Annotated in this window: 20 protein-coding genes and 1 pseudogene; 17 read left to right on the top strand and 4 right to left on the bottom strand. The window is 66.8% G+C overall.

From position 1 onward, the window contains the following. Positions 1-152: 152 nt before the first annotated feature. A complete protein-coding gene (locus tag AB0H61_RS34000) occupies positions 153-602 on the top strand; it encodes a hypothetical protein (RefSeq protein ID WP_357311857.1) in 450 nt (149 codons plus the stop codon). A gap of 54 nt (positions 603-656) precedes the next feature. Here AB0H61_RS34000 and AB0H61_RS34005 read toward each other — a convergent pair whose 3' ends face one another. Next, positions 657-1100, bottom strand: coding sequence for a hypothetical protein (locus AB0H61_RS34005; protein WP_357311858.1), 444 nt, complete (start codon positions 1098-1100; stop codon positions 657-659). A 4-nt stretch (positions 1101-1104) separates the two neighbouring features. Further along, the gene (locus tag AB0H61_RS34010) at positions 1105-2646 is read right to left on the bottom strand and encodes a hypothetical protein (RefSeq protein WP_357311859.1); all 1542 of its coding nucleotides are present in this window, start codon (positions 2644-2646) and stop codon (positions 1105-1107) included. 619 nt (positions 2647-3265) lie between these two features. Between AB0H61_RS34010 and AB0H61_RS34015 the strand changes: the two genes are divergently transcribed. The 14 genes and pseudogenes from AB0H61_RS34015 to nuoN all read left to right on the top strand — a co-directional run bounded on the left by AB0H61_RS34015 (position 3266) and on the right by nuoN (position 19193). Then, a complete protein-coding gene (locus tag AB0H61_RS34015; protein ID WP_357311860.1) occupies positions 3266-3646 on the top strand; it encodes an NADH-quinone oxidoreductase subunit A in 381 nt (126 codons plus the stop codon). Between the two features lie 95 nt (positions 3647-3741). After that, positions 3742-4296 carry an NADH-quinone oxidoreductase subunit B gene (locus tag AB0H61_RS34020; protein ID WP_209892550.1) on the top strand — a complete coding sequence of 185 codons (555 nt, stop codon included), beginning with the start codon at positions 3742-3744 and terminating at the stop codon, positions 4294-4296. Further along, positions 4293-5069 (top strand): NADH-quinone oxidoreductase subunit C, encoded by a 777-nt coding sequence (locus AB0H61_RS34025; RefSeq protein ID WP_357311861.1) that lies wholly within the window; start codon positions 4293-4295, stop codon positions 5067-5069. Before AB0H61_RS34020 ends, AB0H61_RS34025 begins: the two co-directional genes overlap by 4 nt. 56 nt (positions 5070-5125) lie before the next feature. Further along, a complete protein-coding gene (locus tag AB0H61_RS34030) occupies positions 5126-6421 on the top strand; it encodes an NADH-quinone oxidoreductase subunit D (protein ID WP_357311862.1) in 1296 nt (431 codons plus the stop codon). Further along, the gene (nuoE, locus tag AB0H61_RS34035) at positions 6418-7128 is read left to right on the top strand and encodes an NADH-quinone oxidoreductase subunit NuoE (protein ID WP_357311863.1); all 711 of its coding nucleotides are present in this window, start codon (positions 6418-6420) and stop codon (positions 7126-7128) included. Before AB0H61_RS34030 ends, nuoE begins: the two co-directional genes overlap by 4 nt. Beyond that, entirely contained in the window at positions 7125-8438 is a 1314-nt protein-coding gene (nuoF, locus tag AB0H61_RS34040; RefSeq protein ID WP_357311864.1) for an NADH-quinone oxidoreductase subunit NuoF, read from the top strand. The genes nuoE and nuoF overlap by 4 nt, the downstream gene beginning before the upstream one ends. Then, entirely contained in the window at positions 8435-10972 is a 2538-nt protein-coding gene (locus AB0H61_RS34045; protein ID WP_357311865.1) for an NADH-quinone oxidoreductase subunit G, read from the top strand. The genes nuoF and AB0H61_RS34045 overlap by 4 nt, the downstream gene beginning before the upstream one ends. Further along, a pseudogene (nuoH, locus tag AB0H61_RS34050) lies at positions 10965-12271 on the top strand (NADH-quinone oxidoreductase subunit NuoH); the annotation flags it as partial. The gene AB0H61_RS34045 and the pseudogene nuoH, both read left to right, overlap by 8 nt. 19 nt (positions 12272-12290) lie before the next feature. Continuing rightward, complete coding sequence (gene nuoI, locus AB0H61_RS34055; RefSeq protein ID WP_357311886.1) at positions 12291-12842, top strand: NADH-quinone oxidoreductase subunit NuoI; 552 nt, start codon at positions 12291-12293, stop codon at positions 12840-12842. Next, positions 12839-13663 (top strand): NADH-quinone oxidoreductase subunit J, encoded by an 825-nt coding sequence (locus AB0H61_RS34060; RefSeq protein ID WP_357311866.1) that lies wholly within the window; start codon positions 12839-12841, stop codon positions 13661-13663. Before nuoI ends, AB0H61_RS34060 begins: the two co-directional genes overlap by 4 nt. Beyond that, a complete protein-coding gene (gene nuoK, locus AB0H61_RS34065) occupies positions 13660-13959 on the top strand; it encodes an NADH-quinone oxidoreductase subunit NuoK (protein WP_357311867.1) in 300 nt (99 codons plus the stop codon). The genes AB0H61_RS34060 and nuoK overlap by 4 nt, the downstream gene beginning before the upstream one ends. Position 13960: 1 nt before the next feature. After that, positions 13961-15868 carry an NADH-quinone oxidoreductase subunit L gene (nuoL, locus tag AB0H61_RS34070; RefSeq protein ID WP_357311868.1) on the top strand — a complete coding sequence of 636 codons (1908 nt, stop codon included), beginning with the start codon at positions 13961-13963 and terminating at the stop codon, positions 15866-15868. Then, on the top strand, positions 15865-17490 hold the full coding sequence (locus tag AB0H61_RS34075) for an NADH-quinone oxidoreductase subunit M (RefSeq protein ID WP_357311869.1): 1626 nt from the start codon (positions 15865-15867) through the stop codon (positions 17488-17490). The genes nuoL and AB0H61_RS34075 overlap by 4 nt, the downstream gene beginning before the upstream one ends. Positions 17491-17567: 77 nt before the next feature. Continuing rightward, the gene (gene nuoN / locus AB0H61_RS34080; protein ID WP_357311870.1) at positions 17568-19193 is read left to right on the top strand and encodes an NADH-quinone oxidoreductase subunit NuoN; all 1626 of its coding nucleotides are present in this window, start codon (positions 17568-17570) and stop codon (positions 19191-19193) included. 48 nt (positions 19194-19241) lie between these two features. Here nuoN and AB0H61_RS34085 read toward each other — a convergent pair whose 3' ends face one another. Further along, positions 19242-20075, bottom strand: a complete 834-nt coding sequence (locus tag AB0H61_RS34085) for an alpha/beta hydrolase (protein ID WP_357311871.1) — start codon at positions 20073-20075, stop codon at positions 19242-19244. Between the two features lie 118 nt (positions 20076-20193). On the opposite strand from AB0H61_RS34085, the gene AB0H61_RS34090 reads away from it, so the two are divergent. After that, on the top strand, positions 20194-20430 hold the full coding sequence (locus tag AB0H61_RS34090; RefSeq protein WP_357311872.1) for a hypothetical protein: 237 nt from the start codon (positions 20194-20196) through the stop codon (positions 20428-20430). 214 nt (positions 20431-20644) lie between these two features. Further along, complete coding sequence (locus AB0H61_RS34095) at positions 20645-21565, top strand: type II CAAX endopeptidase family protein (protein WP_357311873.1); 921 nt, start codon at positions 20645-20647, stop codon at positions 21563-21565. 351 nt (positions 21566-21916) lie between these two features. Here AB0H61_RS34095 and AB0H61_RS34100 read toward each other — a convergent pair whose 3' ends face one another. Next, on the bottom strand, positions 21917-22366 hold the full coding sequence (locus AB0H61_RS34100; protein WP_357311874.1) for a DUF4267 domain-containing protein: 450 nt from the start codon (positions 22364-22366) through the stop codon (positions 21917-21919). Between the last annotated feature and the right edge of the window lie 101 nt (positions 22367-22467).

Consider the following 22467-nt stretch of genomic DNA (forward strand, 5'->3'; position numbering starts at 1 on the left):
CGACCTCCCTCACTCAGGCTGCGGCGAATCGTCGCCCGCCGAAACCCTTACCGGAACCTGCCTCCGTTGTACCGCTACCGAAACAACCGTATCGGTCCATTAACCGTGCACCAAAGATCGACCTCGCGACGCGCGACCCGATCTGCGCCAACATGCCACGGCCGGGGCCGCCGCCGACGTACCATCCGACCGTGGCCGACTCAACGCGCTCCACCCCACTGCGGGTGCTGGTCTACAGCAACGACGCCGATACCCGGCGCCAGGTGATGCTGGCGCTGGGCAGACACCCGCATCCCGAACTACCCGCCTTGGAATATCTGGAGGTCGCCACCGCCCCCGTGGTGATCGAGCAGATGGACGCGGGCGGTATAGATCTGGCGATCCTGGACGGGGAGTCGACGCCCGCGGGCGGGCTCGGCATCGCCAAGCAGCTCAAGGACGAAATCGACCAATGCCCACCGGTTCTGGTCCTCACCGGACGCCCCGATGACGCGTGGCTGGCGAATTGGTCGCGCGCGGAGGCAGCCGTGGCACATCCGATCGATCCGATCCGCCTCACCGAGGTCGTCGTCGGCCTCTTGCACAATCGCACCGCGGCCTGAACCACTACTTTTCGGCTCCGCGACGCCCGCCCGGACGGCCGGGCGTCGCGCCCGCTACAGGAATCTGCCGCCCTGGAAGCGCCACCGGTGGAATACCACCCGCATCGGTCCATTGACGATGAGCCAGAACACAATCCAGGTGACGATGAACTGGATCAGGAACGCCGTGCCCGACGGACGCAGCCGCTCCGGCAGCACCACAGTCGTGTAGCGCACCAGCAACCAGATCAGCAGCGCCTCGTTGACGATCGTCACCAGCCCGAACAGGGTCGGCCAATCCTTTTCCCACCGGAACTGTTGCAGCCCGTGATACAGCAGCTCCCATCCCACCCCGACCAACACGGTGGCGAGCAGGACGGACAGTGTCACCCGGTAGGCCTGCCCGAAACTCAGCGATCCGGTCGGCAGCACCGGGGTGATGACCACCGCGACGCAGAATCCGATCACGCCGAGCGCGAGGACGCGGGTCTGGATTCGACCGCTCAATGTAGGAAGCATGTGCTCAGATCTTCGTATTCGTAACCCAGAGCCACCACTGCTGCGTTGAGCGCAGCGGCCCCATCCGTCGACAGAATCCCAGCGCCGCCAGGTCGTCCGCGATCTCCTGCGCGGCAATCTGCAGACCTAGGAAGGTGTCCACCCCGACGAACGGCCCGCCCAGTGTCGCGCTACCCGATGCGTAGATGCGCCCGGTGCCACTGCGCGTGCCGATCACCTCGAATGTGGTGTCCACATCCAGTCGTCCGACCGGGTTTCGCCCGGCCCCCGTGTGGTCGAGTAGATCCGCCAGCAGGCGGTGCTCCCTGATATCCGCCTCGAGTCCGGTGCAGTCGATGATGTAGTCCACCGTGGTGTCGAACGGCTGGTCGGGCGGCGGAACAGGGAGTGGCGCGGTGGTATCGGGGATGATGGTGGCGACCACGCCCCCGTGCCCTCTGGCCGGTCGCGGCGCCCGCATGGTTCCGGCCATCACCTGGTACCAGCCCTCAGCTCGTCCACGGCGCAGCTGCTTCTGCCACGAATTCCGGATAGGTGTATTCGTACCCGCGAACTCCCGGTAGGCCCGCGCCCTTTCCTCGCCTTGCAGCCCGCGCACCCTCTGTTTGAGCTGACCGCCCCACACCGACTTCGGATAGTTGAACCCCTGGTAGGCCCAGCCGTCCCCGCCCTTACGGCGGTTGAAGAGGTTCTTGCCGTGCGCGCCCGCCACATAGGTGCGGAACAGGTGAAGGATCCTGGTGTTCAGGCGGTACTTGTCGCGGTCGTCGATGAGCCGCTGCAATACTCGGCTGGCGACTATGCCGCTACCGCGGATCATCACGGTGCCCGGTCTGCGTTGCAGCGCCTGATAGACGTGTTCGTGCGGTTCGTAGGCATTCACCACACGGGTCGGGTCGCGATGCCGCTCGCGGTATTCCTGTAGGTCCGGCAGCAGTTTGAGGCCCGGATAGCCCACGGCCACGTGGACATAGGTGCTGCGGTAGGCGATGCGCTTGGTCGGCGCCGCCCCGTCGGGTGGGGTGAGGATGGTGAAGTAGCCGCCGCCGTGACGTTTGCGCACCATGCGAACCTGCCCGTTGCGCAATGAGCCCGCGTAGCCGATGCGGTGGAATTCGCGTTCCATGCCGACGAATGCCTGCCCGGCTCGCGGCGTGTAGTAGTTGGCGAAGATCGGTTCGACCAGCACGTTCCACAGCGGCGTGATCGACCGGTCGGCGATAGCCTCGCGTACCGCGTAGGACGGAAACCCCCAGATATTGTCGGGCGTCGAGGCCGAATCGCTGCGCAGTCGCTCGCCCCGCGGGATCTGCGAGACCCGGGTCAGATATTCGTAGGAGGCCCACGGGTGGCGCTGCGGTCCGAGCACCGCCATGGACTCGGCGGGTACCCCGAAGATCCGCAGAGTGTCATAGGTGACGAAGGAACCGATCCCGTTTCCGATGGTTACGAACGGCACGTCGATCACCGGAATCCCTGCGCCGAAGACCATTTCATCGGTCCATACGTCGGTGCCGACGAGAACCTGTGTGATATCTCCCCGCATTGCCGGGACTCTACCGGCAGATTCTTATACAAAGTCTGCGATCGCCTTCTCATGCGAGATGTCGTCGATGCGCACTCGCGCAGGCCACACCCCAAGACAAACAGTCATAGCAAATCAGCATAACTGCATGATTCGGGCGCCGGGCGTGGCATCCGCGGCAATCTACAAGCAACCCTCACCAATGCCCATTCCGTCCCACGAGTCACAGCGAGCGCTCGACGGGGTGCGGCAGCCGAAGTATCGGCGACATCAATACTCACCGGTAGCAATGGTGCAGCCGCCGCCCCAGGCCAACACCGCGGTTCGTCACGTGACGACGCCACTCGATTACCCCCGTTTCAGTCATAAATAGCAGTCGCGAATTCGATCAAACACCCCCCGAAAATCAAGTTACGGCCCACCGGGACAGTTGTAGGCTGTGCCGTAGCTCACACGAGTGCGAGCCCGGAATGAATTCGCTTGCCCGGATTCGCCGAGCTCACGCCGCGCCGAGCGAGGCCATGGGGCGAGTCTGGCCAAGGCGGACAACGACGTCAGCCGCCTCGGAAGCTGCCATCAGCCGTTATCCGAGCCCCAGCTCGCAAGGAGGGGCCCGCTCGTTAGGAGGGCAAGCGCAGTCGTGAATATGGAGTTGCCCACGCTCGTGCTCGGCGCGGTCGCCGCGGCTTTCGCGATCTTCTCGATCGTGATGGCGTCGCTGATCGGCCCGAAGCGCTACAACCGGGCCAAGCTCGAGGCATACGAGTGCGGTATCGAACCCACCCCGCATGCCGTCGCCGGCGGGCCCGGAAACGCTACCGGACAGCGCTTTCCGGTGAAGTACTACCTCACCGCGATGCTGTTCATCATCTTCGACATCGAGATCGTGTTCCTCTACCCGTGGGCCGTCCACTTCGATGCGCTCGGTCTCTTCGGTCTCGCCGCGATGGCGTTGTTCATCTTCAACGTCTCCGTGGCCTACGCCTACGAATGGCGCCGCGGTGGGCTCAGTTGGGACTGACCCCCGCGCACCGGTTCGTCAGCCCGGTATCCACCCACCCGCCGGCCACGCCGGCTGCCGTCCCCAAGCGTTTCGAGAGTGAGAAGTAGTCGGATATGGGTCTCGAAGAAAAGCTGCCCAGCGGCTTCCTGCTGAGCACGGTGGAAGATTTCGCCGGATATCTGCGCAAGGGCTCCCTATGGCCCGCCACCTTCGGCCTCGCCTGCTGCGCCATCGAGATGATGGCCACGGGCGCAGGTCGTTTCGACATTGCGCGGTTCGGCATGGAGGCGTTCCGCGCCTCGCCCCGCCAGGCCGATCTGATGATCGTCGCCGGGCGGGTCAGCCAGAAGATGGCGCCGGTGCTGCGCCAGGTCTACGACCAGATGACCGAACCGAAATGGGTACTGGCGATGGGCGTTTGCGCATCGTCGGGCGGCATGTTCAACAACTACGCCATCGTGCAGGGCGTCGACCATGTGGTACCGGTCGACATCTATCTGCCCGGCTGCCCGCCCCGCCCGGAAATGCTGCTCAACGCGATTCTGGCACTGCACGCGAAGATTCAGGAGATGCCGCTCGGCGTCAACCGCGAGGAAGCGATCCGCGCCGCAGAGCAGGCCGCCCTGGCATCGACACCGACCATCCGGATGGAGGGTCTGCTGCGATGACCTTCGACACCCCCGACAACATCGAAACCCGTTCGCCGCAGGCCGATACCGACGCCGCGGCGACCGCCGGGCCCGAGGGCACGCTCCCCCCGGAGGAACCGGAGCAGGCGGGCGAAGAGGTGATCGCCGTGCGCCGTGGCATGTTCGGGACTTCCGGCAGTGGCGACACCTCCGGCTACGGGCGTCTCGTCCGGCCGGTGACGCTGCCCGGCAGTACTCCCGCGCCGTACGGCGGCTACTTCGACGACCTGGTGGACGCGCTGCGCGCCGCGCTGGCGGGCACGGACGCCGCCTTCGAGGTCGCGATCGAGCAGGTGGTCGTCTTCCGCGGCGAACTCACCCTGCATGTGCGGCGCGAGCACCTGGTGTCGGTCGCCATGGCATTGCGGAATGACCCCGCACTTCGTTTCGAGCTGTGCCTCGGCGTCAGCGGCGTGCACTACCCGGACGACGCGGGCCGCGAACTCCACGCGGTGTACCCGCTCATGTCGATCACCCACAACCGCAGGCTGCGGCTCGAGGCGTCGGCGCCGGACGCCGACCCGCACATCCCCTCGCTGTTCGAGGTCTACCCCACCGTGGACTGGCACGAACGGGAGACCTACGACTTCTTCGGCATCCTCTTCGACGGCCACCCCTCGCTGACCCGCATCACGATGCCGGACGACTGGCGTGGCCACCCCCAGCGCAAGGACTACCCGCTCGGCGGGATCCCGGTCGAATACAAGGGCGCGCGCATCCCGCCGCCCGACGAGCGGAGGGCGTACAGCTAGTGAACGACACCGATACCAGGCCCGGCGTGCACAACGACTCCGGGCCGGAGCCCGCTATGAAACCAGAGCCCACGGTGGTCACCGTCGCCGGTCAGGACTGGGAGACCGTCTCCGAAACCCTCGGCGGCGCAGGCGAAGAGCGCATCGTCGTCAATATGGGTCCGCAACATCCGTCTACGCACGGCGTGCTGCGGCTCATCCTCGAGATCGAGGGCGAGACCGTCACCGAGGCCCGCTGCGGCATCGGCTACCTGCACACCGGCATCGAGAAGAACCTCGAATTCCGGAACTGGATGCAGGGCGTCACCTTCGTGACCCGAATGGACTACCTCTCCCCCTTCTACAACGAGACCGCCTACTGCCTCGGCGTGGAGAAGTTGCTCGACATCACCGAGCAGATCCCGGAACGCGCCACCATCGTCCGGGTCCTGCTCATGGAGCTCAACCGCATCTCCTCGCACCTGGTGGCATTGGCCACCGGCGGCATGGAGCTGGGTGCGCTCACCCCGATGCTTTTCGGCTTCCGCGAACGCGAATTGATTCTGGACGTGTTCGAGACCATCACCGGCCTGCGCATGAACCACGCGTACATCCGGCCCGGTGGCCTCGCCCAAGACCTACCGGACGACGGCGTCACCAAGGTCCGGGAACTGCTGGATCTATTGCCGAAACGGCTGCGGGACATGGAGCATCTGCTCACCCAGAACCCCATCTGGAAGGCCCGCACCCAGGATGTCGGATACCTGGATCTGACCGGCTGTATGGCGCTCGGCATCACCGGTCCGGTACTGCGCGCCACCGGCCTGCCGCACGACCTGCGCAAGGCCCAGCCCTATTGCGGATACGAGAACTACGAATTCGACATCCCCACCACCACCGGCTGCGACTGCTACGGCCGCTACCTGATCCGGGTGGAGGAGATGAAGGAATCGCTCAAGATCGTCGAGCAGTGCCTGGACAAGCTGCGGCCGGGCCCCGTGATGGTGGACGACAAGAAGATCGCCTGGCCCGCCGACCTGCAACTCGGCCCGGACGGACTCGGCAACTCGCCCAAGCACATCGGCAAGATCATGGGCACGTCCATGGAGGGACTCATCCACCACTTCAAACTGGTCACCGAGGGCCTCCGGGTTCCGGCGGGCCAGGTGTACACGGCGGTGGAATCGCCGCGCGGCGAACTCGGCGTCCATATGGTCAGCGATGGCGGCACCCGCCCGTACCGGGTCCACTATCGCGATCCTTCGTTCACGAATCTGCAAGCGGTGTCGGCGATGTGCGAGGGCGGCATGGTCGCCGATGTGATCGCCTCCGTCGCCAGCATCGACCCGGTGATGGGTGGTGTCGACCGATGACAGAAATCCTGCTCAAACTTTCCACCCGGCCCGAGCCGTATCCGCCGTTCGTGCGGGCGCGACTGGAGGGCGACGCGAAGGAGATCATCGGCCGCTACCCACACCCCCGGTCGGCGCTGCTGCCACTGCTACACCTGGTGCAGTCCGAGGACGGATGCGTCACCGGAACCGGCATCGAATTCTGTGCCGACCAGCTCGGATTGACCGGCGCCGAGGTCACGGCGGTCGCGACCTTCTACTCCATGTACCGGAACGCGCCGACCGGCGACTATCACGTCGGGGTCTGCACCAACACGCTGTGCGCGGTCATGGGCGGCGACGCCATCCTCGCGGCACTGGAACGGCACCTGGGCATCCGGCACGGTGAGACCACCGCGGACGGCGCGATCACCCTCGAGCATGTCGAGTGCAACGCGGCCTGCGATTTCGCGCCGGTCGTGATGGTCAACTGGGAGTTCTTCGACAACCAGACCCCGGAATCGGCGCAGGCCCTGGTGGATGCGTTACGCGCGGGGCAGCAGGTGACGCCCAGCCGTGGCGCGCCGCTGTGCACCTTCAAGCAGACCGCGCGCATTCTGGCCGGATTCCCGGACGAACGCCCCGGGGTGCTCGACGGCGCCGCGGGCGAGGCCACCCTGGCCGGGCTACGCATCGCTCAGGAGCGGGATATGCACGCCCCGCAACCGAAGCCGGAGGGCGCCCGATGACCCTGACACCCGTACTCACCAAGCACTGGGACGATCCGCAGTCCTGGACCCTCGACACCTATCGGCGCAACGACGGCTACCGGGCACTGCGCAAGGCACTGCGGATGGAACCGGACGCGGTCATCCAGACCGTCAAAGACGCGGGACTGCGCGGTCGCGGCGGCGCGGGCTTCCCGACCGGGATGAAGTGGAGCTTCATCCCGCAGGGGCCCGGGCCGGACGGCGTCGCCAAGCCGCACTATCTGGTGGTCAATGCCGACGAGTCGGAACCCGGTACGTGCAAAGACATTCCGCTCATGCTGGCCACGCCGCACACACTCATCGAGGGCATCGTCATCGCGTCGTATGCGATCCGGGCCGACACCGCGTTCATCTACCTTCGCGGTGAGGTGGTGCCGGTGCTGCGGCGGCTGCAGGCCGCGGTCGCCCAGGCCTACGCGGCGGGCCTGCTCGGCCGCGATATCCTCGGCTCCGGCTACGACCTGGAACTCATCGTGCATGCCGGCGCGGGCGCCTACATCTGCGGCGAGGAGACCGCGCTGCTGGATTCGCTCGAGGGCCGCCGCGGACAGCCCAGGCTGCGGCCGCCGTTCCCCGCCGTCGCGGGCCTCTACGCCTGCCCCACCGTGGTGAACAATGTCGAGTCCATTGCCAGCGTTCCACCCATCATCCTCAACGGAACCGAGTGGTTCCGTTCCATGGGCAGCGAGAAGTCGCCGGGTTTCACTCTCTATTCGCTGTCCGGGCACGTGGCTCGCCCCGGCCAGTACGAGGCGCCGCTCGGCATCACGCTGCGCGAACTGCTCGGCTATGCGGGCGGCGTACGCGCCGGGCACCGGGTGAAGTTCTGGACTCCCGGCGGTTCGTCGACACCGCTGTTCACCGACGAGCACCTAGACGTCCCGCTCGACTACGAGGGCGTCGCCGGGGCCGGATCCATGTTGGGCACCAAGGCATTACAGATCTTCGACGAGACCACCTGCGTGGTGCGCGCGGTGCTGCGCTGGATGGAGTTCTACGCGCACGAATCCTGTGGCAAGTGCACGCCGTGCCGGGAGGGCACCTACTGGCTCGTCCAGCTGCTGAAGCGCGTCGAGGAGGGCCGCGGCACCGAATCCGATCTCGGCAAGCTCCTCGATATCAGCGACAGCATCAACGGCAAATCGTTCTGCGCCCTCGGCGACGGCGCTGCCAGTCCGATTCTCTCCTCGCTGAAGTACTTCCGCGAGGAGTACGCCGACCATCTGCGGATCGGCGGCTGTCCGTTCGATCCGGCGCGGTCCACCGCATGGGCAGGAGAGGTCCGATGAGTACAGCATCGCGTAGCGATTCGTTGGGGGGCGGCGGTCGGGCGACGGGTGGGCCAGCTACCGTCAACGCGAATACCAGCAGGCTGGTACCCGCCGACCTGGTCACCGTTGTCATCGATGGCACTTCCGTCAGCGTGCCCGCGGGCACGCTCGTGATCCGGGCCGCCGAACTCATCGGCATCCAGATCCCGCGCTTCTGCGACCATCCGCTGCTCGATCCGGTCGGCGCCTGCCGCCAGTGCCTCGTCGAGGTGGAGGGCCAGCGCAAGCCGGTCGCCTCCTGCACCCAGACCGTCAGCGACGGCATGGTGGTGCACACCCAGTTGACCTCCGCGGTCGCCGACAAAGCGCAGGCGGGGGTGATGGAACTGCTGCTCATCAATCATCCGTTGGACTGCCCGGTCTGCGATAAGGGCGGCGAATGCCCGCTGCAGAATCAGGCCATGTCCTCCGGACGCCCGGAGACCCGGTTCGAGGGCGTGAAACGCACCTACCCCAAGCCGATTCCACTGTCGACCGCGGTACTGCTGGACCGGGAACGCTGCGTACTGTGCGCCCGCTGCACCCGATTCGCCCAGCAGGTGGCCGGGGATCCGTTCATCGAACTGATGGATCGCGGCGCGCTCGAGCAGGTGGGCACCGCGCAGGCGGAACCCTTCGATTCCTATTTCTCCGGCAACACCGTGCAGATCTGCCCGGTCGGCGCCCTCACCGGCACCAGCTACCGGTTCCGGGCCCGGCCGTTCGACCTGGTCTCCAGCCCGAGCGTCTGCGAACACTGCGCCTCGGGATGCGCCCAGCGCACCGACCACCGCCGTGGAAAAGTGTTGCGGCGCTTGGCCGGTGACGACCCGCAGGTGAACGAGGAGTGGAACTGCGACAAGGGCCGCTGGGCCTTCGCCTACGCCACCGAACGCGACCGGATCGACACCCCGATGGTGCGCGGCTGGGACGGCACCCTGCATCCGGCCTCCTGGTCCGAGGCGCTCGCCGCCGCCGCGGAGGGTTTGGCCGCCGCATTCGGCAACGCGGGCGTTCTCGTCGGCGGCCGGGTCACCGAAGAGGACGCCTACGCCTACGCCAAATTCGCCCGAATCGCACTGGGCACCAACGATATCGACTTCCGATCGCGCGGCCACTCGGCGGAGGAGGCGGACTTCCTGGCGGCCCGGGTGGCGGGGCAGGGAGTCACCGTCGACTACGACAGCCTGGAGCGCGCCCCGATCGTTCTGCTCGCCGGATTCGAACCGGAGGAAGAGTCGCCGATCGTCTACCTGCGGCTGCGTAAAGCCGCCCGCAAACGCCGCATGCCCATCTTCTCGATGGCGCCCTACGCCTCCCGCGGACTGGAACGGATGTCGGGCACCCTGCTGGCTGCCATGCCCGGCGCCGAACCACATCTGATGGACGCGCTGCGCACCGGCGACACCGACCCCTCCGGCCCGGACGCCGCCGAGCTGGCGACGGCAGCACAACTGTTGCGGCAACCCGGCGCGGTAATCATGGTCGGCGAGCGCCTGGCCGGGATTCCCGGTGCGCTCTCGGCCGCGGTCCGGCTCGCCGACGAGACCGGCGCCGCACTGGCCTGGGTGCCGCGGCGCGCGGGTGAGCGCGGCGCGGTCGAGGCGGGCGCATTGCCCGGACTGCTGCCCGGTGGTCGTCCGGTGGTGGATCCGCTGGCGCGACAGCAGGTTCGGACGGTCTGGAATGTTCCCGAACTGCCGGTCACCGCGGGTCGGGACACCGCCGCCATCCTGGAAGCGGCGCCGGGTCTCGGCGCACTCGTCATCGGCGGCGTCGATATCACCGATCTGCCCGACCCGAGTGCCGCGCTGGCCGCCATTGACGCGGCCCGGTTCGTGGTCAGCCTGGAATTGCGGCACAGCCCCGTCACCGACCGCGCGGACGTGGTCTTCCCGGTGGCCTCCACCATGGAGAAGGAGGGCACCTTCCGCACCTGGGAGGGCAGGCCACGGCGATTCGAGGCCGCACTCGGCGATTCGACGGTCCGCCGCCGGTCCGCGCCGCTCTCGGATCAGCGAGTACTGCAAGCGATCTCCGATGAGATGAAGGTCCGGCTCGGACTGCCGGACGCCGCGGCGGCCCGCGCCGAGCTGGCCGAGTTGGGAGCCTGGGACGGCCAGCCCGTCGCCGCGCCGGCGCATCGCCCACACCCGGTCACCCAGCCCAATGCGGGCACCGCACTGCTGGCCTCCTGGCGGATGCTGCTGGACCAGGGCCGGATGCAGGACGGCGAACCGAACCTGGCCGGCCTCGCCCGGCCACCGGTGATTCGAATGTCCGCGGCCACCGCGGCCGAAATCGGCGCCGTCGACGAGGATCCCGTCACCGTGGGCACCCACCGCGGCCTGGTCACGCTCCCGCTGCTGATCACCGAGATGCCCGACCGGGTGGTCTGGCTGCCGATGAACTCCCCCGGATGCTCGGTTCCCGAACAACTCGCCACCCAGCCGGGCGGTGTCGTCCAACTCCGGCGCGTCAACGAGAAGACGAAGGAGCACCGCCATGAGTGATCCGGCTCTGTTCTTCACGGCGACCGTGGTGCCCTCGGTGACCACGCAAGCTACCGCCTACGGGCCCGACACGCTCGCCGTCTTCGGCCACGATCCGCTGTGGCTGGTCATCGCGAAGTCCTTGGCCATCTTCGTCTTCCTGCTGCTCACACCGATGATCGCCGTGGTTGCGGAACGAAAGATCGTGGCGCGCATGCAGATGCGCGTCGGCCCGAACCGGGTCGGCCCCAAGGGTTCGTTGCAGGCGGTCGCCGACGGCGTGAAGATGGCCCTCAAAGAGGACATCATCCCGGCCATCGTCGACAAGCCCATTTACATCCTGGCCCCGATCATTTCGGTGATCCCTGCGTTCATGGCCTTCGCGGTGATCCCCTTCGGCGGCGAGGTATCCATCGCCGGTCACACCACCGCACTGCAACTCACCGACCTGCCGGTGGCGGTGCTGTACATCCTCGCGATCACCTCGATCGGCGTGTACGGCATCGTGCTGGCCGGGTGGTCTTCCGGTTCGACCTACCCGCTGCTCGGTGGCCTGCGCTCGACCGCACAGGTGATCTCCTACGAGATCGCGATGGCATTGTGTTTCGCGGCGGTCTTCCTGCACGCGGGCACCATGGCCACCTCCGGCATCGTCTCCGCGCAATACGGCACCTGGTTCGTCTTCTTACTGCTGCCGTCGTTCCTCATCTACTGCGTCTCGATGGTCGGCGAGACCAACCGAGCGCCGTTCGATCTGCCCGAGGCCGAGGGCGAGTTGGTCGGCGGATTCCACACCGAGTACTCGTCGCTCAAGTTCGCCATGTTCATGCTCGCCGAATACGTCAATATGGCAACGGTTTCCGCGTTGGCGACCACACTGTTCCTCGGCGGCTGGCACGCGCCGTGGCCGATCAACATGTGGCCGGGCGCGAATTCTGGCTGGTGGGGTCTGCTCTGGTTCACCGCCAAGGTGTGGACATTCCTGTTCGTCTTCATCTGGCTGCGCGGAACACTGCCCCGGCTGCGCTACGACCAGTTCATGGCACTCGGCTGGAAACTGCTGATCCCGGTGTCGCTGCTGTGGGTGATGCTGGTGGCCGGGGCCAGAGTGCTGCCGGAGGGCTATCACGCCGAGACGCCCGCGCTGGTGATCGGTGGATTGGTGGTTTCCGGGCTGATGGTGGCGCTGTTCCTGCGCGCGGGCCGCGCGCCCGGGATGCCCCCGCCGGTCGAGGAACCAGCGCCGTCGGGTTCCGCTGTATTCCTGGGCTTCCCGACTCCACCGCTGCCCGCCGACGTACACACCCGCGACGTCGCCAAGGCCGGTCTATTCGAACCGCTGGCCGGTTTCGCCGTCACCGCGGCCACCATGTTCAAGAAGCCGAACACCGAGTACTACCCGGAACAGAAGGTGCCGACCGCGCCCCGCTACCACGGACGTCACCAGCTCAACCGGCATCCGGACGGACTGGAGAAGTGCATCGGCTGCGAGCTGTGCGCCTGGGCCTGCCCTGCCGACGCCATCTTCGTCGAGGGCGCGGACAACACCGAGTCGGAACGTTTTTCGCCCGGCGAACGCTACGGCCGGGTCTACCAGATCAACTATCTGCGCTGCATCGGCTGCGGCCTGTGCATCGAGGCCTGCCCGACTCGGGCGCTGACCATGACCAACGACTACGAGCTCACCGACGACAACCGGGCCGATCTGATCTACGAGAAGGACCGGCTGCTCGCGCCGCTGCAACCCGGCATGAGCGCGCCGCCGCACGCCATGTATCCCGGTGCGACCGAAGGTGATTACTACCGCGGCAATGTTCCCGGCGGGGAACAGTCCGACGCCGACGAGACCAAGAAGCCCGCGACCGCAGGCGTGGAAGGAGGGGCACGGTGACGCTTCTGCTGGCCGCCGAGCCACTGACCCGGACCTCCACCGGTGAGGCCGTGCAGTTCTGGATCCTGGCCCCACTGGCCGTGATCGGGGCATTGGGCATGGTCTTCGCCGCCAAGGCCGTGCACTCCGCGATCTGCCTGGCCGCCACCATGATCGCGCTGGCCATGTTCTACATCGTCCAGGACGCGTTGTTCCTCGGCGTGGTCCAGATCGTGGTCTACACGGGCGCGGTGATGATGCTGTTCCTGTTCGTCCTCATGCTGGTCGGCGTCGATTCCGCCGAATCGTTGAAGGAAACCCTGCGCGGGCAGCGGATCGCCGCCGCCGCGGTCGGGCTCGGCTTCGGCGTTCTGCTGATCAGCGGCATCGCGAGCGGAATCCGTAACTCCGGAATCGCCTTCCCCGCGAAAGGGTTCCCCGGTCGCGACGTGATCGGCGAACTGGCCGAGCTGATCTTCGTGCGTTACGTGTGGGCCTTCGAACTCACCGGTGCACTGCTCATCACCGCAACCATCGGCGCCATGGTGTTGGCCCACCGTGAACGGTTCGGGCCGCGGCTGGACCAGCGCGAAATGTCGCGTAGGCGTTTCCGAGACACCACGCAGCGCGCCACCCCGCTGCCCACACCCGGCGTGTACGCGCGCCACAACGCGGTAGACATCCCGGCCCGGCTGCCGGACGGATCGTTCGAGGAACTGTCGGTCAGCACCATCCTGCGCCACCGCAGGAATCGGGCGCTGACCGAGGCGGCCGTCATCTCGGTCGGTTCGGCGAACGCAACCAACGGCGACGAGCCCGCTGACGAGGAAGGCAACCGGTGAATCTCGAGAACTACCTGTTCCTGTCCGCCTTGCTGTTCACCATCGGGGCGGCGGGCGTGCTGCTGCGGCGCAACGCCATCGTGGTCTTCATGTGCATCGAATTGATGCTCAACGCGGTCAATCTCGCATTCGTCACCTTCGCGCGGATGCATTCGAATCTGGACGGCCAGATCTTCGCGTTCTTCACCATGGTGGTCGCCGCCGCCGAAGTGGTGATCGGCCTCGCCATCATCATGACGATCTTCCGTGCCCGCCGTTCGACCTCGGTCGACGACGCCAACCTGCTGAAGTTCTGATATGACCGGGACTCTCCAAGAGACGGCAGCGCTCTGGTTGCTGCCCGCCCTGCCGCTGGCAGGCGCCGTCATCCTGCTGCTGATCGGACGCCTCGGTAACCGTTGGGGCCACTGGCTCGGCAGCCTGGCCGCGCTCGCCTCCTTCGGGGTCGCCGCGTGGGCGTTCTTCGACATGCTCGGCCGCGACACCGCGAACCGCGCGGTGCACCTGGATATGTTCAGCTGGGTCCCGGTGACCGGTCTACAGATCGACTTCGGGCTCCAATTGGACCAGCTGTCCATGTGTTTCGCGCTGCTGATCACCGGTGTGGGATCGCTGATCCACATCTACTCCATCGGCTATATGGCCGACGATCCGGCGCGGCGGCGATTCTTCGCCTACCTCAACCTGTTCCTGGCGGCCATGCTGCTGCTGGTGCTGGCCAATAACTACCTGGTGCTCTACCTCGGCTGGGAAGGGGTGGGTCTGGCGTCCTACCTGCTGATCGGCTTCTGGTACGAAAAGCCCTCGGCGGCAACGGCGGCCAAGAAGGCGTTCGTGGTCAACCGGGTCGGTGACATGGGTCTGGCGTTGGCCATGATGGTCATGTTCAGCACCTTCGGGTCCATCGGGTTCGGTCCCGTCTTCGACGCGGCGCCGGGCGCCGGCGAAGGTGTGCTCACCGCCATCGGGCTACTGCTGCTGCTCGCGGCGTGCGGCAAATCCGCGCAGGTGCCGCTGCAGTCCTGGCTCGGGGATGCGATGGAAGGCCCGACCCCGGTGTCGGCGCTCATCCACGCGGCCACCATGGTCACCGCCGGTGTGTACCTGATCGCCCGGTCCAACCCCATCTTCGATCTGGCGCCGAACGCACGGCTCGGTGTAGTGCTGGTCGGCGCGGTGACCTTGCTCTTCGGTGCGATCATCGGCTGCGCCAAGGACGACATCAAGAAGGCGCTCGCCGCGTCCACCATGAGCCAGATCGGGTACATGGTGCTGGCCGCCGGGCTCGGGCCCGCGGGCTACGCCTTCGCGATCATGCACCTGCTCACCCACGGCTTCTTCAAGGCCGGGCTGTTCCTCGGCGCAGGGTCGGTGATGCACGCGATGGACGACGAAACCGATATGCGGCGCTACGGCGGACTGCGCACACTGTTGCCGATCACCTACGTCACCTTCGGCCTCGGTTATCTCGCGATCATCGGGGTGCCACCGTTCGCCGGGTTCTTCTCCAAGGACAAGATCATCGAGACGGCGTTCAACCAGGGCGGCGTCGGCGGAATTGCGCTCGGAACCGTCACGCTGTTCGGTGCGGGTCTGACCGCGTTCTACATGACGCGGGTCATGATGATGACCTTCTTCGGCGAACGCCGGTGGAAGCCCGATACTCATCCGCACGAGTCCCCCACGGTGATGACCGGGCCGATGATCCTGCTGGCCTTCGGATCCGTTGGCTCCGGCCTGCTCTTCGTCATGGGTTCCTCCCTCCAGAACTGGCTGGAACCGGTGGTCGGTGCGCACCACGGCGAGGAGGTGGTGCCCGCGGGCGTGGTCACCGCGCTGGCGCTGATGGTGGTCGCGGTCGGTGTCGCCGTCGCCTACAACCAGTTCGCGCAGCGGGAAATCCCCGAAACCGCACCGGAACCGGCGATGGTGAGCGCTCTGACCGTCGCGGCACGCAAGGATCTCTACGGTGACGCGATCAACGAAGGCGCGTTCATGCGACCCGGCCAGCATCTGACACGCGCGCTGGTCTTCCTCGATAACCGCGGCATCGACGGGATCGTCAACGGCACCGCCGCCATGATCGGCGGGCTCTCGGCCCGCATCCGCCGAGTCCAGACCGGGTTCGTGCGGTCGTATGCCCTGTCCATGTTCACCGGCGCGGCCCTGGTGGCCGCAGCCCTGCTGGCAGTGAGGCTCTGGTGAGTGACTTTCCCTGGTTGACGACGCTGTGGGTGTTGCCGGTGGTCGGCGCGGCCATGGTGCTGATGCTGCCCGCCGCCCGGCGCACCCTGGCACGCAGTGTGGCACTGATGGTTTCGGTGGCGGTGCTGGCGTTCAGCGTCGTGCTGGCGATGCGATTCGAACCCGGTGGGGCGCAATATCAGTTCGTCGAGTCACACGAGTGGATTCCGGCCTTCGGCGCCGGGTACACGCTCGGCCTCGACGGGATCGCGCTGGTGTTGGTGCTGCTCACTACGGTGCTGGTGCCGCTGCTGATCGTGGCGGGATGGACCGACGAGCGGGAGGTGGGCAGCGGCAGACGAGTCGCGCACACCTATGTGGCGCTCATCCTGCTCGTCGAGGCGATGGTGCTGGTCTCCTTCGTCTCACTGGACATCCTGCTGTTCTATGTGTTCTTCGAGGCGATGCTGATCCCGATGTACTTCCTCATCGGCGGTTTCGGGCCCCGGACCAAGGATCTGGCACTGCGCCAGCAGCGTTCGCGGGCAGCGGTGAAGTTCCTCCTGTACAACCTGTTCGGCGGATTGATCATGCTGGCCGCGGTCATCGGCCTGTATGTCGTCACCGCGAGCGAGGGCTTGGGCCACGGCGGGGCGGGCACCTTCGACTTTCGCGCGGTGATGGCCGCCGCGAACTCCGGACAGCTCGGGGCGGACCCGGCGGTACTCAACGCGCTGTTCCTCGGCTTCATGTTCGCCTTCGCGGTGAAGGCGCCCCTGTGGCCGTTGCACACCTGGCTGCCCGACGCCGCGGTCGCGGCCACCCCGTCCAGTGCGGTGCTGATGATGGCGGTCGTCGACAAGGTCGGGACCTTCGGCATGCTGCGCTACTGTCTGCTGCTGTTCCCCGACGCGTCGAGCACCTATGCGCCGCTGGTGATCACACTCGCCGTCATCGGCATCATCTACGGCGCACTGCTCGCGATCGGGCAGACCGATGTCATGCGGTTGATCGCCTACACCTCGATCTCGCACTTCGGATTCATCATCCTCGGCATCTTCGCCATGACCAACCAGGCGCAGACCGGAGCCACGCTCTATATGGTCAACCACGGCATCTCCACCGCCGCGCTGTTCCTGATCGCCGGATTCCTGGTTTCGCGTCGCGGCACCCGCGTCATCGCCGAATACGGCGGTGTGCAGAAGGTTGCGCCGGTCCTGGCCGGCACCTTCTTCATCGCCGGTCTCGCCACCCTCTCGCTGCCCGGTCTCGCGCCGTTCGTCAGCGAATTCCTGGTCCTGGTCGGCACTTTCAGCCGCTACCAGGTCGCCGCGATCTTCGCGACAAGCGCACTGGTGCTGGCCGCCCTGTATGTGCTGTGGCTCTACCAGCGGATGATGACCGGCCCAGTGAAGAAGGGCAACGAGTACATCTACGACCTCCTTCCCAGGGAAATAGTCGTGGTGGCGCCGTTGGTCGTCGCCCTGCTCTTCCTCGGCGTCTACCCGAAACCGGTGCTGGAATTCATCAACCCCGCGGTGAGCCAAACCCTCACCACCATCGGCAAGCACGATCCGGAACCGTCGGTGCCCGCCCTCCCCGAGGCGGGCGCGGCGAATCAGCAAGGGGGCGGCCACAAGTGAGGCTTCTTCGCTCCCTCCTGCTCGTTGCGGGGCTCATCGCCCTCGCGGCCCGGGTCTCCCTGATAAGGACGGCATAAGTGACTTCCCACGACTACGGAACCGTGCTCGCCGCCACCGTGCCCGCGCCGAGCATCGAATACAGCACCCTCTCCCCCATGCTGCTCGTCTTCGGCGCGGCGGTCATCGGCGTCCTTGTGGAGGCGTTTGTACCGCGGCGCTACCGCTACGGAACCCAAGTGCTGCTCGGGCTGGCCGGTTTGGCGGCGGCGCTGATGGCCGTGGTCATGCTGGCGGGCACCGAGGCCACCGCGGCGGTCGGCGCGGTCGCCATCGACGGGGTGACGCTATTTCTGCAGGGCACAATCCTCGTGGTCGCCGTCCTCGGCGTGCTCTTCATCGCCGAGCGCGGCGCCGAACGCTCGGTCGAGGCCCGCTCCGGGCCCGGCACCTGGAGTCTGGCCGCTGCCACCGTCGGCCGCGGCGTGGACGCCTTCACCCCGCAGGCCGCAGCGGTGCCCGGTAGCGCCGACGAAACCGCCGCCGTCCGTGCGGGTATCGCCACCACCGAGGTCTTCCCGCTGACCATGCTCGCGGTCGGCGGATTGCTGCTCTTCCCCGCCTCCAACGACCTTCTCACCATGTTCGTCGCGCTCGAGGTGCTCTCGCTGCCGCTGTATCTGCTGTGCGGGCTGGCCCGCCGCAGGCGGCTGCTCTCCCAGGAGTCGGCGCTCAAATACTTTCTGCTCGGTGCGTTTTCGTCGGCCTTCTTCCTCTACGGCGTAGCGCTGCTGTACGGGCAGGCGGGCACCGTGAAGCTCGCGGGCATCGCCGACGCCATCGCCGAGCACCCGTCGAATGCCATGCTCGCGGTGCTCGGCATCGCCATGCTGGCGGTTGGCCTGCTGTTCAAGATCGGCGCAGTGCCGTTCCAGTCCTGGGTTCCCGACGTCTATCAGGGCGCCCCCACCCCGATCACCGCATTCATGGCCGCCGCCACCAAGATCGCCGCGGTTGGTGCGCTGTTGCGCATTCTGCACGTCGCGGTTCCGGGTCTGCGCGACGACTGGCGTCCCATCTTCGCCGCTGTCGCCATCGCCACCATGGTTGTCGGCGCGGTCATGGCCATCACTCAGACCGACGTCAAACGCATGCTCGCGTATTCGTCGGTGGCCCACGCCGGATTCATCCTCATCGGATTGGTGGCGGCCGAGGATGCCGGTGTCTCCGCGGTCCAGTTCTACCTCGTCGCCTATGGTCTGGGCACCGTCGGCGCCTTCGCCGCCGTCTCCCTCGTCCGCGGCGCCGACGGTGACGAAGCCACCACGCTGCCGCAGTGGGCGGGGCTGGGCCGCACCAATCCCCTATTGGCCTCCATCTTCGCCCTGTTCCTGCTCTCCTTCGCCGGGCTCCCACTGACCAGCGGCTTCGTTTCCAAATTCGCTGTCTTCGAAGCCGCCGCCTCCGGTGATGCCACCTATCTCGTCATCGTTGGTGTCATATGTAGCGCCATCGCCGCCTTCTTCTACATCCGGGTGATCGTGCTGATGTTCTTCACCGACCCACCCACCGACGCTCCGGTGGTCGTCACGCCGGTCCTCACTTCGACGATCGTCGCCAGCACCGCGGCCGCCACCCTCGTCCTCGGCATTCTCCCGCAACCCCTGCTCGACCTCGCCGACCGAGCGGTGACCTTCGCCCGCTGAATCCGACCGCGACGGCCGCAGCACCGGAAGGTGCTGCGGCCGTTGTCGTCAGGATGGAATGAGGACCGGGTGGCGGCGTAGAAAGGCCGCGATCGCCGCAGCTAGTTGTGGTGCATGGGTCAACGCCAGGGAATGATCGGCGCCGGGGAGGATCACCTCTTCGGCGTGCGGCAGCCATCGTCCGACCAGTTGACGAACCTCGGCGAACCACGAACCACTCACCGTCCCGCCGAGATAGAGCACCGGCTCGGTGATCGTTGCCGCGTCCGCGGCGGTGAAATGCCAGGACAGCAGTGCGGGCAGATCGGCCCCGAAGAATGTGTCGGCATCCCCTTCGAGCCCTGCGACGCTACCCGGCAGCAGCTCGTCCATGGTGCGCCGCCAGTCGGCCCCGATAGTCCTGGTCATGAACTGATCGAGGGCCGCCACCGGTCCGTGCCGACGGTACGTTTCGACGAGTTGTGCATTCGCGGCGCGGAATTCGGTAGCGGCGGGGATATGCACGGGCGGCGGTTCGATCAGCGACACCGTGCGTACGCAGGCGGGCACGGTCGCCGCGAGCTGCAAAGCGACAGCGCCGCTGTAGGACAGGCCTACGACATGTGCGCTCTCGATCTCCAGCGCAGCCAATAGTCGTGCACAGTCGAGGGCGTCGCGGTCGATCGATCCCGGGCCGCGATCGGGGCTGCTCCCGCCGTATCCGCGCCGGTGATACCGCACCGTCCGGAATCCGTGCCGCAGCGCCAATCGCTCGGCGAGTGGTGCACACTCGTCGGCCACCAGACCCGTCTGGATCAGGACAACCACCTCGCCCGTCCCGCGGACGTCGACATCCAAGGTCGCGTCCGCAAGCGCAACACGGCGTATGCCGGTATCGGACATCCTCGCACTCCCGACGAAATCGGCGCTGATTTCCGCACCAGCCTACCCGCATTCGAACGAAGCGCTACGGCACAGCAACTGGGATCGCCGTCGCTTCTCGGATCCGGGACTATTTCCGGTGACCAGCGCCGATCGCGGCAGTAATTCGGGATCGGCCTCGGCGAGGCCGCCCGGTAGGCCGCCGCAACCCGTCGGCCGTACGCCGAGTTCGTCGCGCCGGGAGGACCCCGCCCGGCTGTCGGCGTTCATTCGCAAACACATTCGGCTGCAAGGCCACTACAGCTTCCACCTGCCCGACCTGGGCGGTGCCTACCGACCGCTGCGCGACCCGGACACCCCCGACGAGGACGACTGACATCGGCGGTTCGAAGACAGCGAGCGGTTCTAGTCCGAGAGACTCGACCACACCCCGCGCACCTTTGGAGCTATCCGGCACCGTCGTCCTCCCCCGCCAGAGCTACCGCCATCGCCCCCTCCAGCGTGATGTCACGGTGGGCTCCGGCTGCCTACTGTCGGTTGCGCCGTCCGTGGCCATTGCGAAAACCCTCCAGCAGACAGGGATCGGAATCATGAGACCCATAAATCGTGCGGGCAGCGCGCTCCCACACGCTGAACTGTCCACCGGCCGGCGCCGGTTGCGCAGGTTCCGGTTCCCCGTCCTGGTGCTGGTGTTGCTCGGCGTGATCGCGGCGTTCGCCGGGATCGACCGGCTCGTCGCGCCCGTCCCGGCGCTCGCGCTGCCGGTGGGGATCGGTCTGGCCGGCGCCGGGGTGGTCGGCTACCGCTGGCTGTCGCGAACCGTCGAGTCGCGCCCGAGCGTCCCCGAACTCGCGACCGCGGGCACGTGGTCCTGGTTGTGGCGTGGGATGTTGCTGGGGTCCGGCCTGTTTACCGCGGTGATGCTGCTCATCGCGGCGTTCGGTGGCTGGCAGGGCCTGTCCTGGGGCTCGGTCGACGGTTTCCTCGCGACCGCTGGCGCGATGGCGGCCGTTGCGGTCGCCGAGGAGACCCTGTTCCGCGGGATCGTGTTCCGCATCTTGGAGGAACGTGCCGGCACCGTGGTCGCGCTGGTCGTCTCCGCGCTGCTGTTCGGCGCGGCACACCTGGTCAATGCCGACGCCACGCTGCTGGGCACGCTCTCGATCGCCGTGACCGGCGGAACCCTGACCGCCGCCGCCTACGTCGCGACCCGCTCACTGTGGCTGCCGATCGGCCTGCACTTCGGCTGGAACTTCATCCAGGCCGGTGTCTTCGGTGTCACGGTGTCCGGCTCGGGCACCGCGTCCCACGGCCTGCTGCAAACCACACTGTCCGGGTCCTCCCTGCTGACCGGCGGCGCATTCGGGCCGGAGACCAGCCTGTTCGCGCTGCTGGTCTGCCTGGTGCCCACCGCCGTCCTGCTGCGTCGGGCCGCCCGCACCGGCCAGATCCGGCACCGCCCACGAGGCACTTCGGCACGCGGCAGAGCTCGAGCCCGAGCAGTCGCGTGATGTCGAACCCGATTTCCGATTGACCGTGCGTATCAACGTAATTCGCTCCCCAGCGCCGTTCCGGTGCCATGACGAATCGCGCCGTCGACCATCACGTGCACCTCGGAGGCGGGGCAGTCGAGCAGCTGGGAGGCGGGGGTAGTGACGCAACCGGCCGGAATTCGGCGGTAACGCAGTGATGCCCTAGGGTGAGGTCCCAGGGCATCACGAAAGTGGTTGTGGTTGTGCTGGATCCGCCGCCGCTGGCGTGACTACCGCTTTGCCGCCGGACTTCGACATCGCACTACCTTCTTGCGCTACTCGCCCCCTCCAAGATCAGGATCTCACCATCCGGGCCGCCGGAGAAGCGGCTCAGTGCCGGTGACCTGGTGAAGTGGTGTCGCTGTGCACATTCGCGCGGAATCCGGCGCTCGCGGCTTGCGGCCGCTCTGTCAGCAGGAGTGCGGCGGTCAGCAAGACGAACGCCAATGCCGAGCCGTGCACAGTCAGCGCCGTTGCCGTGGTGCCGCCGTGCGTGACCACCGCCAGTGCGTCGCCGGTCGGTATCACGGCGTTGATCAGCACGACCCAGCCGAGAATACGACGCTGGCCGAGGCCGAGCAGGAGGAACATGACGGCCGCGGCTCCGATGTCGCGCACGCCCTTGACGACGAAGTAGCCGTCCGCGTTGCCGGTCGGCCAAGGCTCGATGCCGTAACCTTCGGGGGCGCTTCCGGGATCGAGCAGGAAGCTCAGCCCGAAGTACAACGGTGCGGCCGCGGAGATCACGGCCAGCAGGGTGGTCAAGCGGTATCTCGTCATGATTGTTCTCCTCAGTTCGTAGTCGGAGGGATTCCGTTGGGTGGCGACCGCAGGCCGGTCCGCAAAGCGACGGTGCGGATGAAGGATCTCGGGAGGGCCGG

The sequence above is a fragment of the Nocardia sp. NPDC050710 genome (assembly GCF_040654375.1).
Lineage (GTDB): Bacteria > Actinomycetota > Actinomycetes > Mycobacteriales > Mycobacteriaceae > Nocardia.